Origin of the sequence: Jatrophihabitans sp. (genome assembly GCF_046262535.1) — a bacterium.
GTDB lineage: Bacteria > Actinomycetota > Actinomycetes > Mycobacteriales > Jatrophihabitantaceae > Jatrophihabitans.
Genome location: NZ_JBHEMO010000098.1, coordinates 1 through 12,867 on the forward strand (window position 1 = coordinate 1; position 12,867 = coordinate 12,867).

At 71.0% G+C, this 12,867-nt stretch carries 13 protein-coding genes; 1 reads left to right on the forward strand and 12 read right to left on the reverse strand.

Going from position 1 to position 12,867, the window contains the following annotated elements; genetic code table 11:
• The 5 genes from ABR571_RS13995 to ABR571_RS14015 form a co-directional block, all read right to left on the reverse strand.
• A partial coding sequence (locus ABR571_RS13995) for a hypothetical protein (protein WP_409453817.1) occupies nucleotides 1-211 on the reverse strand: 211 nt, incomplete at its 3' end.
• 155 nt (nucleotides 212-366) lie between these two features.
• Entirely contained in the window at nucleotides 367-1,131 is a 765-nt protein-coding gene (locus ABR571_RS14000) for a TIGR03936 family radical SAM-associated protein (RefSeq protein WP_409453818.1), read from the reverse strand.
• A gap of 50 nt (nucleotides 1,132-1,181) precedes the next feature.
• Entirely contained in the window at nucleotides 1,182-1,898 is a 717-nt protein-coding gene (locus tag ABR571_RS14005; protein ID WP_409453819.1) for an SDR family NAD(P)-dependent oxidoreductase, read from the reverse strand.
• Nucleotides 1,898-2,335, reverse strand: coding sequence for a nuclear transport factor 2 family protein (locus ABR571_RS14010; RefSeq protein WP_409453820.1), 438 nt, complete (start codon nucleotides 2,333-2,335; stop codon nucleotides 1,898-1,900). The genes ABR571_RS14005 and ABR571_RS14010 overlap by 1 nt, the downstream gene beginning before the upstream one ends.
• Before the next feature lie 43 nt (nucleotides 2,336-2,378).
• Nucleotides 2,379-4,304 carry a TIGR03960 family B12-binding radical SAM protein gene (locus ABR571_RS14015; protein WP_409453821.1) on the reverse strand — a complete coding sequence of 642 codons (1,926 nt, stop codon included), beginning with the start codon at nucleotides 4,302-4,304 and terminating at the stop codon, nucleotides 2,379-2,381.
• Nucleotides 4,305-4,345: 41 nt separating this feature from the next.
• Between ABR571_RS14015 and ABR571_RS14020 the strand changes: the two genes are divergently transcribed.
• Nucleotides 4,346-5,221 carry an EamA family transporter gene (locus tag ABR571_RS14020; RefSeq protein WP_409453822.1) on the forward strand — a complete coding sequence of 292 codons (876 nt, stop codon included), beginning with the start codon at nucleotides 4,346-4,348 and terminating at the stop codon, nucleotides 5,219-5,221.
• A gap of 22 nt (nucleotides 5,222-5,243) precedes the next feature.
• Here ABR571_RS14020 and ABR571_RS14025 read toward each other — a convergent pair whose 3' ends face one another.
• The 7 genes from ABR571_RS14025 to ndk form a co-directional block, all read right to left on the reverse strand.
• Nucleotides 5,244-6,197, reverse strand: a complete 954-nt coding sequence (locus ABR571_RS14025) for a WD40/YVTN/BNR-like repeat-containing protein (RefSeq protein ID WP_409453823.1) — start codon at nucleotides 6,195-6,197, stop codon at nucleotides 5,244-5,246.
• A 244-nt stretch (nucleotides 6,198-6,441) separates the two neighbouring features.
• Nucleotides 6,442-7,620 carry a rod shape-determining protein RodA gene (rodA, locus tag ABR571_RS14030; protein WP_409453824.1) on the reverse strand — a complete coding sequence of 393 codons (1,179 nt, stop codon included), beginning with the start codon at nucleotides 7,618-7,620 and terminating at the stop codon, nucleotides 6,442-6,444.
• Nucleotides 7,617-9,710, reverse strand: a complete 2,094-nt coding sequence (locus ABR571_RS14035) for a penicillin-binding transpeptidase domain-containing protein (RefSeq protein ID WP_409453825.1) — start codon at nucleotides 9,708-9,710, stop codon at nucleotides 7,617-7,619. Before ABR571_RS14035 ends, rodA begins: the two co-directional genes overlap by 4 nt.
• Entirely contained in the window at nucleotides 9,703-10,236 is a 534-nt protein-coding gene (locus ABR571_RS14040; protein ID WP_409453826.1) for a hypothetical protein, read from the reverse strand. The genes ABR571_RS14035 and ABR571_RS14040 overlap by 8 nt, the downstream gene beginning before the upstream one ends.
• Entirely contained in the window at nucleotides 10,233-11,075 is an 843-nt protein-coding gene (gene mreC, locus ABR571_RS14045; RefSeq protein ID WP_409453827.1) for a rod shape-determining protein MreC, read from the reverse strand. The genes ABR571_RS14040 and mreC overlap by 4 nt, the downstream gene beginning before the upstream one ends.
• 21 nt (nucleotides 11,076-11,096) lie before the next feature.
• Complete coding sequence (locus tag ABR571_RS14050; protein ID WP_409453829.1) at nucleotides 11,097-12,134, reverse strand: rod shape-determining protein; 1,038 nt, start codon at nucleotides 12,132-12,134, stop codon at nucleotides 11,097-11,099.
• 150 nt (nucleotides 12,135-12,284) lie between these two features.
• Nucleotides 12,285-12,722: a nucleoside-diphosphate kinase gene (gene ndk, locus ABR571_RS14055; protein WP_409453828.1), complete on the reverse strand. Its 438-nt coding sequence runs from the start codon at nucleotides 12,720-12,722 to the stop codon at nucleotides 12,285-12,287.
• Nucleotides 12,723-12,867: the final 145 nt, after the last annotated feature.

The following is a 12,867-nucleotide window of genomic DNA, read 5'->3' on the forward strand; positions in this document are numbered from 1 at the left end:
GGGCGTCGGCCGGCGGCGCGCCGGCCGGAGCGGTCGCCTTGCGCGGCGCCCGCTTGCGCGGTGCCGGCGGCTCGCTGGCCGCCGCGCTTCCCGGGTTCGGGCCCGTCGCGGCCGCGTCGGCGGCCTTGCGCGGGCTGCGCCGGCGCAGTGGTGCCGGCTCGGCAGTGCTGTTATCGGACTGGTTGGAAGTCGTGTCGTCGGAATCGAGCATGTGCTCGGGTCACTCCGTTCGGCCTCCGGGCGCGGCCACATCGCTGCGGAACCGCGACCGCACAGAGGCGGTTGTGGCGGGTCCGGCCGGTCGGTCGGCCCGCGAAGTCTGCGTTCGGATCGCGAAGTCCGCGATCCGGGGTGGAACTGGTGGTGCTACGGCGGCGGAGTCGCGTGATTGCGATCGGCGGCCAACGGGTCACCGATCGCAGCCTGCTCGTCGAGCGGTCCCTGCGCCTGGCGAACCGCGAGAGGCGACGCGACCGGGGCGAGACCGCCGACGGAGCGCAATGCTGCGACAACATCGTCGGGTCGAACGGTTGGGGTCACCTGCCGAACGACCATGTCGATTATCGCACGTTCGCCGTCCGGACTGTCGGGGGCCGCGCCGGAGACCGTCATCTCGATCACGGCGGCCCGCACGTCCACCGTCCGCCGCCCGCCCTTGGTCATCCGCTCGATGCCGACTTCGGCGCAGGCCAAGAACTGCTCCACCGCGTCCCGGACGAGCGCTTCGGACAGGCCGGGCAGCTCGATGCGCCAGGCCGAGGCCTCCATCCGCTCGGCGAGCGACCCCGGTCCGGCGACCACGACCTCGACGATGTCCAGCCCCTCGGGCAGGGCGGCGTCCAACGACGTGCGCAGCTGCTCGATGTCGACCTCGCGGGCCAGGCCGATCTCCAGGTACTCGGCCTCGCTGGCCACGCCGGTAGGGCTCGCGCCGACGTAGCTGATCTTCTGGTGCGGTGAGAATCCGGCCGAGTAGCCCATCGGGACCTCGGCCCGGCGCAGCGCCCGCTCGAACGCCCGCGCGAAGTCGCGGTGCGAGGTGAAGCGCAGCCTTCCGCGTTTCGCGTAGCGAATCCGCACCCGCTGCACGACTGGCGGCGGCGGGGGGCCGTCCGGGGTTCGGCGGGACATGCGGCCGAGTCTGCCCGATGGGTGGAGCCGGTCGCCGGTCAGCTCGCTGGTCAGCACCAGGTGCCGCCGTCGATGAGCAGCGTGGTGCCGGTGATGTTGCGCGCGGCGGGCGAGGCGAGGTAGGCGATCGCCTCGGCGATCTCGACCGGTTCGACCCAGAGCCCGTTGGGCGCCATCAAGCGCTCCATCAGCTTCTGATCGGCGTCGGTCGGGATCGTCTTGGCCACGCCGGCGATCAACGGTGTCACCACACCGCTCGGACAGACCGCGTTGACGCGCACCCCCCGGGCGGCGAGTTCGAGGGCCATCGACTTCGTCAACAGCACGAGACCGCCCTTCGACGCGCAATACGCCGCGGTATAGGGCTGACCGCGTAGGCCGGCGATCGAGGCGACGTTGACGATGCAGCCCTTGCGCTCCAGAAGCGTCGGCAACGCCGCCTGGCTCACCAGGAACGGGCCGGTGAGGTTCACCGCCAGGTGCTGCTGCCAGTCGGGCAGCGTCGTGTCCTCGACGTGGGAGAACCGGACCATCCCGGCGACGTTGGCCACGATGTCGATCCCACCGTGCCGGGCGATCGTGTCGCCCACGAAGGCCTGCACCGACGCCGGGTCTGTGACGTCGCCGTGGAGCAGCTCGGCGCCCTCGCCTCGGACGTCGACACCGACGACCTGGGCGCCTTCCTCGCGCAGCAGCGCAGCAGTCGCGGCGCCGATGCCCGATGCGGCGCCGGTCACCAGCGCGACCTTGCCTTCGAACCGGCTCATCACGATCCCAGTTCGTAGGTCAGGTGATGGGACAGGTCGCCGAGGTGGTCGACGAAGAACTGCCGCCGGGCGAAACGCCAGCCCTCGGTGTCGCGCACGAACTCGTCGCGGTAGCGCCCGGTGATCACCGGCTGCAGCGGGAACCCGCCAGCTCCCTGGAACACCACGTACGCAGAGCGGGCGGCCGCATGCCCGCCACTGACCTCTATGACGGTGTTGGCCGTGAGGTGGCGGGTACGCGGCGAGTCGTCGTGCAACCGGGTGCCCCGCTCGTAGAGCGCCTGCACGGCTTGGGCGCCGCGCGCGACGACGGCGTCGTCCGGCCCGACCAGCTCGGCCTCGGAGAACAGCTCACCCACCTCGGCCCACGCGCCGGCATCCATCAGCTCGCAGTAGGTGCCCAGCAGGTTGCGGATCGCTTCGTGCGAGTCGGACATCCGCGCATCGTCTCGACTGCGGCGGCCGACGTCCAGCCCAGGATCACGCCTTGGGCGTCAGGGGCAGCAGCGAGCGCCCGGTCGGCCCGATCTGGATGTCGGTGCCGAGGTTGGAGCACACGCCGCAGTCGAAGCACGGCGTCCAGCGGCAGTCGTCCTGCTCGAACTCGCCCAACGCGTCCTGCCAGTCGTCCCAGAGCCACTGCTTGTCGAGGCCGGAGTCGAGGTGGTCCCAAGGCAGCACCTCGTCGCCGTCCCGCTCGCGCGTCGTGTACCAGGCGAGGTCGACCGGCTGGTCGGCGAAGACGGTGTCGGACGCCTCGACCCAGCGTGCGAAGGAGAAGTGCTCGGTCCAGCCGTCGAACCGCCCGCCCTCGCGCCAGACTTTCTCGATGACCGCGCCGACGCGGCGGTCGCCGCGCGAGAGCAGTCCCTCGACCAGCGACGGCTCGCCGTCGTGGTAGCGCATGCCGACGTTGCGCCCGAGCGAGCGATTGGCGTTGATCGCCTCACGCAGCTTGCGCAGACGGTTGTCGACGACCTCGGGCGACGCCTGCGCGGCCCACTGGAAGGGCGTGTGCGGCTTGGGTACGAAGCCCCCGATGGAGACCGTGCAGCGGATGTCCTTGTGGCCCGCGGCTTCCCGGCCGGCCCGGATGACGTCGTGGGCCATCTCGGCGATCTCGAGAACGTCCTCATCGGTCTCGGTGGGCAGGCCGCACATGAAGTACAGCTTCACCTGCCGCCAGCCCTGCCCGTACGCGGTCGACACCGTGCGGATCAGGTCTTCCTTGCTGACCATCTTGTTGATGACGCGGCGCAGCCGCTCGGAGCCGCCCTCGGGCGCGAACGTCAGCCCGGAGCGCCGGCCGTTGCGGGAGAACTCGTTGGCCAGGTCGATGTTGAACGCGTCGACGCGCGTGGACGGCAGCGACAGGCTGACCTTGTCGTCCTCGTAGCGGTCGGCCAGCTGCTTGGCCAGCGGACCGATCTCGGAGTGGTCAGCACTCGACAGCGACAGCAGGCCGACCTCTTCGAACCCGGTGGCCGCGAGACCGTTGGCCACCATCTCGCCGATCCCGGTGATGCTGCGCTCCCGCACCGGCCGGGTGATCATCCCGGCTTGGCAGAAGCGGCAGCCGCGGGTGCAGCCGCGGAAGATCTCGACGGACATGCGCTCGTGCACGGTCTCGGCCAATGGCACCAGTGGTGTCTTCGGGTACGGCCAGTCGTCCAGGTTCATGACCGTGTGCTTGACGACGCGCTTGGGCACGCCGGCGCGATTGGGCGTGACCGCCCCGATACGCCCGTCCGGCAGGTAATCGACGTCGTAGAAGCGGGGGACGTAGACGCCGCCGGTGGCGGCGAGGCGCAGCAGCAGCTCGTCCCGCCCGCCGGGACGGCCCCGGCCCTTCCAGTCGGCGACGATGTCGGTGATCGTGCCGACGACCTGCTCGCCGTCGCCGAGGACCGCGACGTCGATGAAGTCGGCGATCGGCTCGGGGTTGAAGGCGGCGTGCCCGCCGGCGACGACGATCGGATGGGTCTCCTCGCGGTCGGCAGCGTGCAGCGGGATGTGCGCCAGGTCGAGCGCGGTGAGCATGTTCGTGTAGCCGAGCTCGGTCGAGAAGCTGATGCCGAACAGGTCGAAGGCGCCGATCGGCCGGTGGGCGTCGACGGTGAACTGGCTGATGCCGTGCTCGCGCAGCAGGGCCTCGAGATCGGGCCAGACCGCGTAGGTGCGCTCGGCCAGCGCGTCGGGGCGCTCGTTGAGGACTTCGTAAAGGATCTGCACGCCCTGGTTGGGCAGGCCGACCTCGTACGCGTCGGGGTACATCAGCGCCCAGTGCACCGCGACGTCGTCCCACTCCTTCGTCCTCGCGTTCAGCTCACCGCCGACGTACTGGATCGGCTTGGTGACCCTGAGCAGCAACGGCTCGAGGTCGGGGAACAGCGAAGCGACAGGCACGCCCGCCGATTGTACGGACCGACGATGGCAGGATCGCTGCAATGCGCACCGCTCCCCCCGAACTGCTGGTGCTGGGCGGCATCGGGTCGGTGCAGTTCGGGGCGGCGCTCGCCGACAAGCTGTTCGACGACGCCGGGCCCGGCGGGGTGGTCCTGCTGCGCCTGGTGTTGTCCGGCGCCATCCTGCTCGCCTTCGCCCGGCCCCGGCTACGGGGACGGTCGCGGCCCGATCTCGGCGCTGCGCTGGCCTTCGGCGTCGTACTGGCCGCGATGAACTGGAGTTTCTACGAGGCGCTGGCCCGGCTGCCCCTCAGCGTCGCCGTGACGATCGAGTTCACCGGCCCGCTCGCGGTTGCCGTCGCGGGGTCGCGTCGTGCGCTCGACGCCCTGTGGGTCGTGCTGGCCGCCGGTGGCGTCGTGCTTCTGGCCACGCGCGGCGGTCATCACGGCGTGCATGCGGCCGGCGTTGCGCTGGCGCTCGTGGCCGCGGCCTGTTGGGCGAGTTACATCCTGTTGTCCAAGCGGGTGGGCCGCGCCTTCGCCCAGTTGGACGGACTGGCGGTCGCGCTCGGGGTCGGCGCTGTCCTGGTCATCCCGGCCGGCGTCGTGCAGGGCGGTGATGCCCTCGTGCGCCCGGCCGTCGTGGCCGGCGGGCTCGGCGTGGCCCTGCTGTCGTCGCTGATCCCGTACTCGCTGGAACTGATGGCGCTGCGCACCCTGTCGGCGTACGGCTTCGGCCTGCTCATGAGCCTCGAGCCGGCTATGGCTGCCCTCGCCGGGGTGATCGTGCTCGGCCAGGCGCTGACAGCGGTCGTGGCCCTCGCGCTGGCCATGGTGGTCACGGCCAGCGTCGGCACCACCCTGATGGCGCGCAGCGGGCCCGGCAGCGTAGGCGGTGAGCCGCAGCCGGAGGCCTGACCGTTCACCGGTTCAGCGCGGCCTAGTGGCAGCCGTGGTGAACGATCAGCGTGCCGACAGCCCATGCGTCGCCGCAGCCGGTACTGCTCACCTTCTCGAGGACGAAGGTATGGGCGTCGTCGCGCTGCCAGGTCCGCCCGCTGTCGGTGGTGTGGACGGCGACGCCGTCGGCGCCGACCGCCCAGCCGTGGTTCCGGCCGGAGAAGTCGATGGACAGCAGGTTCGGCGTGGTTGACACCCGGTGCCAGGTGCGGCCGCCGTCCGTGGTGCCATAGAGGCCGTTGTTCGTGGCCGCCCAGCCCGTCGCCGCGTCGACGAAGTGCGTGGCCTCGAGCCATCCGGGGCGGCCCAGCGCCGTCCACGTGTGTCCGCCGTCGGTCGTCGAGTAGGCCCGACCGTTGCTGCCTGTCAACCATCCCCGGCGGGCGGTCAGGAACTGCAGACCCGTCGGGAAGTCGACTCCCCTGGGCGCCGACAAGCTCGTCCAGGTGCGGCCGTTCACGGTCGAGGCGACGAAACCGTAGTTGCCGTAGATCCAGGCGTGGTTCCGATCGACCGCGGTCATGCCCAGCGCATCCCCGAGAAGAGATGCCTGCTGGCGCCAGTGCCGTCCACCGTCGCTGGTCGCGAGGATCCGCACCACCCCGTGATCGCGCAGCGCCAACCAGCCGTGCCGGACGTCGGCGAACGTGCCGGCGACGTAGGTCGTGAATGCTGCGCTGGGCCGGGATTGCCGCAGCCAGCTCCGGCCGCCGTCGTCGGTGATCCAGAGCGTTCCCTGCACGTACCCGCCCTGCTTGGGAGTCACGTAGCCGAAGACCCAGCCGTGCCGCGCGTCGAGGAAGCCCACATCGTCGGCGTACCAGAGGCTGCCGTTGCCGGTGGGCAGCGCAACCGTCTGCCAACCGTGCGCCTGCGCCGCCGTCGAGGACGCCGGGTGCATCACCGCCCACAACAGGGTCGACACCGCAGCCATCGCGACTCGAGCGAATCTCTTGCCCATCACAGTCCCCCGTTGAACGGCGCCCGACGATTCGGGCGCTTGGGTCTTCATGCCTGTACAGACGCCGCGGATCGCCCCGGCGTTGCGGCGAGCGGGTAACGATCCGATGACGCGTGATCCCAGCGGCCGCGGCCCCAGCATCGGCGACCCTGGGCTGAGGTCTTACCGAATGAACGCGTGCGGACGTTGCGGCCCATGATCACGAAGCGATGGCGATTCAGCAGAGTGAACGGCGGCGGACGGCCTGCAGCAAGCCGAGCGCCATCCCCTGGGCGAACATGGAGGACCCGCCGTACGACACGAAGGGCAACGGCACCCCCGTCACGGGGGTGAGCCCGAGGTTCATGCCGATGTTCTGGAAGGTCTGAAACGCGAACCAGCACACGACACCGACCGCGACGAGCCGACCGGCCCGGTCGGCGTCGCGCGCGATGGCCAAGCCACGCCAGCACAGCGCGGCGAACAGCGCGATGACCGCTCCGCCGCCGACGAGGCCGAACTCCTCGCCCGCGACGGAGAAGATGAAGTCGGTCTGCTGCTCGGGCACGAAGCCGCCGTTGGTCTGCGGCCCGCTGAACAGCCCCTTGCCGAAGAGCCCGCCGTTCGCGATCGCGATGTGGGCCTGATTGACGTTGTAGGCCGCGCCCAGCGGGTCGTGGTTCGGGTTGCGGAAGGAGTTGAAGCGAGCCAGTTGGTAGTCGTGCAGCACGCCTGCCTTCACGCTGATGATCGCGAGGGCGATGCCGACGACCAGCAGGCCGACCGTCCAGCGGGCCTGCACTCCCGCCGCGACCAGCAGGCCGAACACGGCGCAGCCGAGCACCATCGCCGACCCGAGGTCGGGCTGCACCATGATCAGCGCGAGGGGCACGGCGACCAGCCCGAGTGCGGCCAGGACATCGACGGTGCGGGGCGCCGCCTCGTCGCTGTCGTCGTCGTGGCGGGTGAAGAGCACAGCCATCCCGACTATCAGCCCGAGCTTCATGAACTCCGACGGCTGCAGCTCGAAGCCGCCGCCGACGCGGATCCAGGCCTGGGCGCCGTTTACCGTCGTGCCGATGCCGAGCACCAGGACGAGCCCCAGCAAGCTGCCGAGATAGACGATCGGACCGAAGAGCCGCAGCAGGCGGGCGTCGAGACGAGCCGCGCCGAGCATGAGGACGACGGCGATGGCGATGTTGACGAGGTGGCGGTAGAGGTAGCTCTGCCCGTTGCCGCCGGCGTCCAACTGCGTCTGCCGGGTGGCGGCCCAAACGAGCACCGCACCGATCAACGACAGCGCGAGCGCGATCAGCGCGAGCGGAACATCGTAGCCGCGGGCTCGTCGCTCCAGCGGCATGAGCGGCGGGGTGAGGACGAACGGCGCCTTTGGATCGCGCGCGGCCAGCACAGTCATCGGCCGGTGACCTTCACCTGCGGCGCCACCTTGGGCAGCGTGGTCTGCGGTTGGGAACCAGGGATGATCGGTCTGCCGGACGCTCCGAGCAGGCCGTCCCAGATCCGCTTCAGCATCGGCCCGGCGGCGGTCGCGCCGGTCCCAGCTTGTTCGACCATGCCGACGATGACGAACTTGGCCTTGGTGTTGCCATTCTGCTTGTAGGTCGGCCCCCACGTCGCAAGCCACGACGTGTCGCCCTTGCCGAACACCTCGGCCGTGCCGGTCTTGCCACCGAGCCGGTTCTGGTACTTCGTGCCGATGTAGGCGAACGCGCCCGACACCGCCCAGCCACGGCTGAACGACAGCGAGCGGGTGATGAAGTTGAACAGCCACTGGCTGACCGGTACCCGGTTGTGGACCTTGGGGTGGATCGTCCGCACGACCTTGCCCTTGCCGTCGACGACGGCCCAGCCGAGCGTAGGTTCCCAGACGCGGCCGCCGTTCAGCATGGCCGAGTACGCGAGCGCGAGCTGCAGCGGCGACATCGTCGTCTCGCCCTGGCCGATCGACATGTCGGCGTTGTCACCGGCGCGGTAGCGCCACCCGTCGGTGCAGTTCTCCTTGGCCAACGCGGTGAGGTAGGCGCGGTCCGACGGGTTCTTGATCTCCGGGTAGCCCTTTCGCCCGGCGGCACAGTAGCCGGCCCGGTTGGCCTTCCAGCGGGCCAGGCGGGTCTCCCGGTCGGCGTAGCTTCCGCTCGCCTGCTCGCCGGCCGGCAGGTCGACGCCCGGCGCGCGCCCGACCCCGTACGCGGCCGCCATGTGCTGCAGCAGCTCCTTCGCCTGCCGGCCCTTGGCGAGACGCGACTGGTCGGTGTAGTACTCGTCGGCCGTGGGCCGGTAGAAGAACGTGTCGCACGAATACCCGAGCGCGTCGCGCAGCGTGATGTCGCCCAGCACTTCGGAGTCGTAGTTCGTCTTCACCCGGCCGTCGATCGTCAGCGAGCCCGGGCAGCTGTACCGATCGGTGGTGTTGATCTCGTGGTTCATGACGAGCGATGACGAGGTGATGAGCTTGAATGTCGACCCGGGCGCGTACTCGCCGGCGATCGCTCGATCCAGCAGCGGCACGTCGGCCGACGGGTCCGTCACGCGCCGGTAGTCGGCGGTCGAGACACCGCCGATGAAGATCGACGGGTCGTAGGTGGGGTAGCTGGCCGAGGCGATGATGCGCCCGGTGTTGGGGTCCATGACGACGACCGCGCCTCCGGTCGCCGGCTTGCCGGCCTTGCGCGAGTCCGCGATCTGTTTGGCGAGCGACTGCTCGGCCAGCGTCTGGACGTCCCGGTCGATGCTCGTCACCAGAGTGTCGCCCTGCGTGGCCGGCACCGACGCGCCGGTCCGCACGGTGTAACCCTGGGGATTCAGTTCGACGATCTGCTTGCCGTCGATGCCGCGCAGCACCGCGTCGTACTCCTCTTCGAGACCGCTGGCCCCGATGGTGTCGGCATCATTCAGCTGAGGATTCCGCTTCTTGTCGGCCCCGGTGATCTCGCTCGTGTAGCCCAGCAGGTGGGCCGCGAGGGTGCCGTTCGGATACAGCGGGAGCGTAACTGTCTGCACGGCGACGCCCGGGAACTGCTCGCGGTGCTCGCTGACCGCCAGCACCGTGCGCGTGGGGGCGTTCAGCGCCACCGGCACCGGCTGATACGGCTGCCCGGTCCAGCACGGCGCCGGAACCTTCGGCGAGCACGGCGTGATCTCCTTGGCCAGCTCGGCCGGAGGCTGCCCGAGCAGCTCGGCCAGCCGGGCGAGCACCGCGGCGCCCTTGTCGGCCCGCTTCTGCAGCAGGTCGCGGTTGACCGTGATCACCTGCGCCGACGTGTTGGCCACGAGCGGTCGCCCACGCGCGTCGACGATGAGCCCGCGCGGGGCGGGGACGACGATCGCGCCGTCGTGCAGCAGGTGGGCGCTCTGCACCGGCTTGTTCGGGTCGAGCAACTGGACGTAGTACAGCCGGGCGAACAGCGTGAGCATCAACGACACGACGAGCGTGATCACGATGCCGAGACGCCGTGGGGTGCGGGGACGGCGACCCGGTTCAGCCACGGCCCGGTCCCAGGACCAACTCGATATAGACAGGATGCGGCGCACGCAGCGAGTCGGCGTGCAGCATCCGGCGGACGCCGGCCACCACCGCGAACGCGAGTGCGGCGTCGGCGAGCCCAGCCGGTGCGCAGTACACCAGCGCGTCGTGGACCGAGCCCCCGCTGCTGCGCACGAGAGCGAGGAGCAGCCCGCCGACCGCGGCAGCGAGGCCGCAGGCGACGCCGACGACGAGGGCGTCGCGGCGCAGGCTGTGCCGGTCGGCGACCGTGCCACAGAGCAAGCCGACGCCGAGCCACGTCATGGCCAGCACGCCGGCCGGGTGATGCGAGCCGAGGTCGGCCGTCAGCCCGGCAGCGAAGCCGAACGACATGCCAGTCGCCGGGCCGTCGACCAGCGCGACCGCGCCGACCACGACGGCCGGCAGGCTGACCGGCCAGCGGACGAACAGCGGGGCGATCAGCGTGGCTTGGAGCAGCAGCACGGTGATGATGCCGGCCATCGCTGCGATGACCCGGGCCCGGGTCATCGCGTTCCCCGCTGGGCGAGTGACCCGGTGCCCGAACCGAGGATCACCCCGACGAGGTCGACGGCCGTCGGCGAGGCGGCCGGGCGGACGGTGGCCCGGACCGTGCCGTCGGCCGACGTCCGCACCGAGGTCACCGTCCCGACGTCGATGCCGGACACGTAGCTGCTCGACCCGGCCGGCCCGGTGGCCAGCCGGTCACCGGTCTTGATCGTCGCGTCCGGGCTCAGCGGGGCGAAGCTGAAGCCGTCGGCCCCGCGACCGGATGCGATGCCGATCTCGCCGCTTCGCACGTCGCGGACGCCGACGCCCGAGCCGGGGTCGGCGGCGAGCAGGACGACGCTGCTGGCCGAGTCGGCGTGCAGCACCCGGCCGACGAGGCCGCCGCCGTCGGTGACGGTCTGCCCGACGCGGACGCCGTCGTCCGTGCCGACGTCCACGGTGACCGTCCAGTCGAAGCCCTGGCCGGGGCCGAGGGCGACCACCCGGGCCGGCAGGAGGCGGTTGCCGCTGCCGTCGGCTGCGCGCTGCAGTTCGGCGAGCTGGCCGGCCGTCCGCTTGTCCGACTGCAGGGCGGCGATCCGGCCGCGCAGGGCGGCGTTCTCGGCCCGTAGCTGTTCGATCCGGCTCCTGTTCGTCCCCGCCGAGGGGACGCCCTGCACCCAGCGGCGCACCGGTCCGACCACGGCGTCGGTGCCGCGGTACAGCGAGCCGAGCGCTCCCCGCACCCCGTTGTGCGCGCCGGCGAGCGAGCCGCCGCCGAGATCGAGGGTGAGGAAGCAGGCCGCGATCACGGCCAGGACGATCGCCGACGCCCGCTGCCTTCGGGTCAGTCCCCGCACGGTGGCATCCGGCCCGCCTGCTCAGCGTCGGTGGCCGTCGACGACGACCTTCTGCAGCTGCTCGAAGTGCTCGACGACGGTGGCGGTCCCGAGCACCACCGAGTCGAGCGGCCGGTCGGCCACGTGCACGGGCACGCCGAGTTCGTGGTTGAGGCAGGCGTCCATGCCGCGCAGCAGCGCACCACCTCCGGTCAGCACGATGCCGTCGGTGACCAGGTCGCCGGAGAGCTCTGGCGGGCACCGGTCGAGCGTGGCGCGGACCGCGGCGACGACCCGGGCCAGCGGCGGTTCCATCGCCTTGCGCAGCGCCTCGCCGGAGATCGTCACGTTGCGCGGCAGCCCGGTGCCGACGTCACGGCCGCGGATCTCGGCGCTGCGCGGGCCGGCCACCGGGAACGCCGAACCGACGGAGATCTTGAGTTCCTCGGCCGTGCGCTCACCGATGAGCAGCGAGAACTCGGCCCGGACGTAGTCGACGATGGCGGTGTCGAGCGCGTCGCCGGCCACCCGGACGCTGGTCGAGGCGACGATGCCGCCGAGGGCGAGGATCGCGACCTCGGTGGTACCGCCGCCGATGTCGACCACCATCGACCCGGACGGCTGGTTCACCGGCAGACCGGCCCCGATCGCGGCGGCCATCGGTTCGCTGATCGTGTGTACCCGCCGCGCGCCGGCGGCGTAAGCGGCCTCGCTGACCGCCCGCTGCTCGACGCTGGTGATGCCGGACGGCACGCAGACGATGACCCGCGGCCCGGTGAACGCGCCGCGGCGGCGCAGCACCTTGCGCACGAAGTAACGCAGCATCTCCGACGTGACGTCGTAGTCGGCGATGACGCCGTCCTGCAACGGACGGACGGCCTTGATGTGGTCCGGCGTCCGGCCGATCATCCGTTTCGCCTCGGCGCCGACGGCCACGACGGAGTTCGTGGAGGTGTCCACGGCGACGACGGACGGCTCGTTGAGCATGATGCCGCGACCCCGGGCGTAGACGAGCGTGTTCGCCGTGCCGAGGTCGATCGCGAGGTCGCCGCCGAGGAGGTCTCCCCCACGCTGCGACACGCGCGCGACGACGGCGCGCCGAGCCAACGGGGTGAACGTCACGACGGGACCCTTCCAAAGATCGAGACAGCTATGTCGCGATCGTAGGGTCGCTGGCCAGGCAAACCGCGCTGCGACGCGCGGGACCTGTGTTGCTTGTGTGACGAACTCTCAGGTAATGGTCGAGGGGAACCAGAGCGCGATCTCGCGCGCGGCCGACTCGGGCGAGTCCGAGCCGTGCACGACATTCTGGGTGACCTTGAGCCCCCAGTCGCGGCCGAGGTCCCCGCGGATCGTGCCCGGCGCGGCGACCGTTGGATCGGTGGCCCCGGCCAGCGACCGGAAGCCCTCGATCACCCGGGCACCTTCAGCGACCACCGCGACCACGGGGCCCGAGAGCATGAACTCCACCAGCGGGTCGTAGAACGGCTTGCCGAGATGCTCGGCGTAGTGCTCGGCGAGCAGCTCCGGCGTCGCGCGCCTCTGCTCGAGAGCGACGATGCGGTAGCCCTTCGCCTCGATGCGCCGCAGCACCTCGCCGGTCAGACCGCGGGCGACGCCGTCGGGTTTGACGAGGACAAGGGTTCGCTCAACGGCCGGCTCACTCACCACCGCAGCCTACCGATCGCGCGTTGCCGGCCGGCCACTCCCGTCCCCCTGCCGTGCGTGGCGACGCAGCGGGGCGACACGCGGTGCGCAGACCCGCTGGCGCGCCACACACAGGGCCCCTTCAGCCGGCGAGCATGCGCAGCCC

Coding starts and splice junctions, on each gene's coding strand:
- ABR571_RS14005 (WP_409453819.1), bottom strand. CDS start 1,898: ATGAGCCGGTTCGAAGGCAAGGTCGCGCTGGTGACCGGCGCCGCATCG.
- ABR571_RS14010 (WP_409453820.1), bottom strand. CDS start 2,335: ATGTCCGACTCGCACGAAGCGATCCGCAACCTGCTGGGCACCTACTGC.
- rodA (WP_409453824.1), bottom strand. CDS start 7,620: ATGACTGTGCTGGCCGCGCGCGATCCAAAGGCGCCGTTCGTCCTCACC.
- ABR571_RS14025 (WP_409453823.1), bottom strand. CDS start 6,197: ATGGCTGCGGTGTCGACCCTGTTGTGGGCGGTGATGCACCCGGCGTCC.
- ABR571_RS14000 (WP_409453818.1), bottom strand. CDS start 1,131: ATGTCCCGCCGAACCCCGGACGGCCCCCCGCCGCCGCCAGTCGTGCAG.
- ABR571_RS14020 (WP_409453822.1), top strand. CDS start 4,346: ATGCGCACCGCTCCCCCCGAACTGCTGGTGCTGGGCGGCATCGGGTCG.
- ABR571_RS14040 (WP_409453826.1), bottom strand. CDS start 10,236: ATGACCCGGGCCCGGGTCATCGCAGCGATGGCCGGCATCATCACCGTG.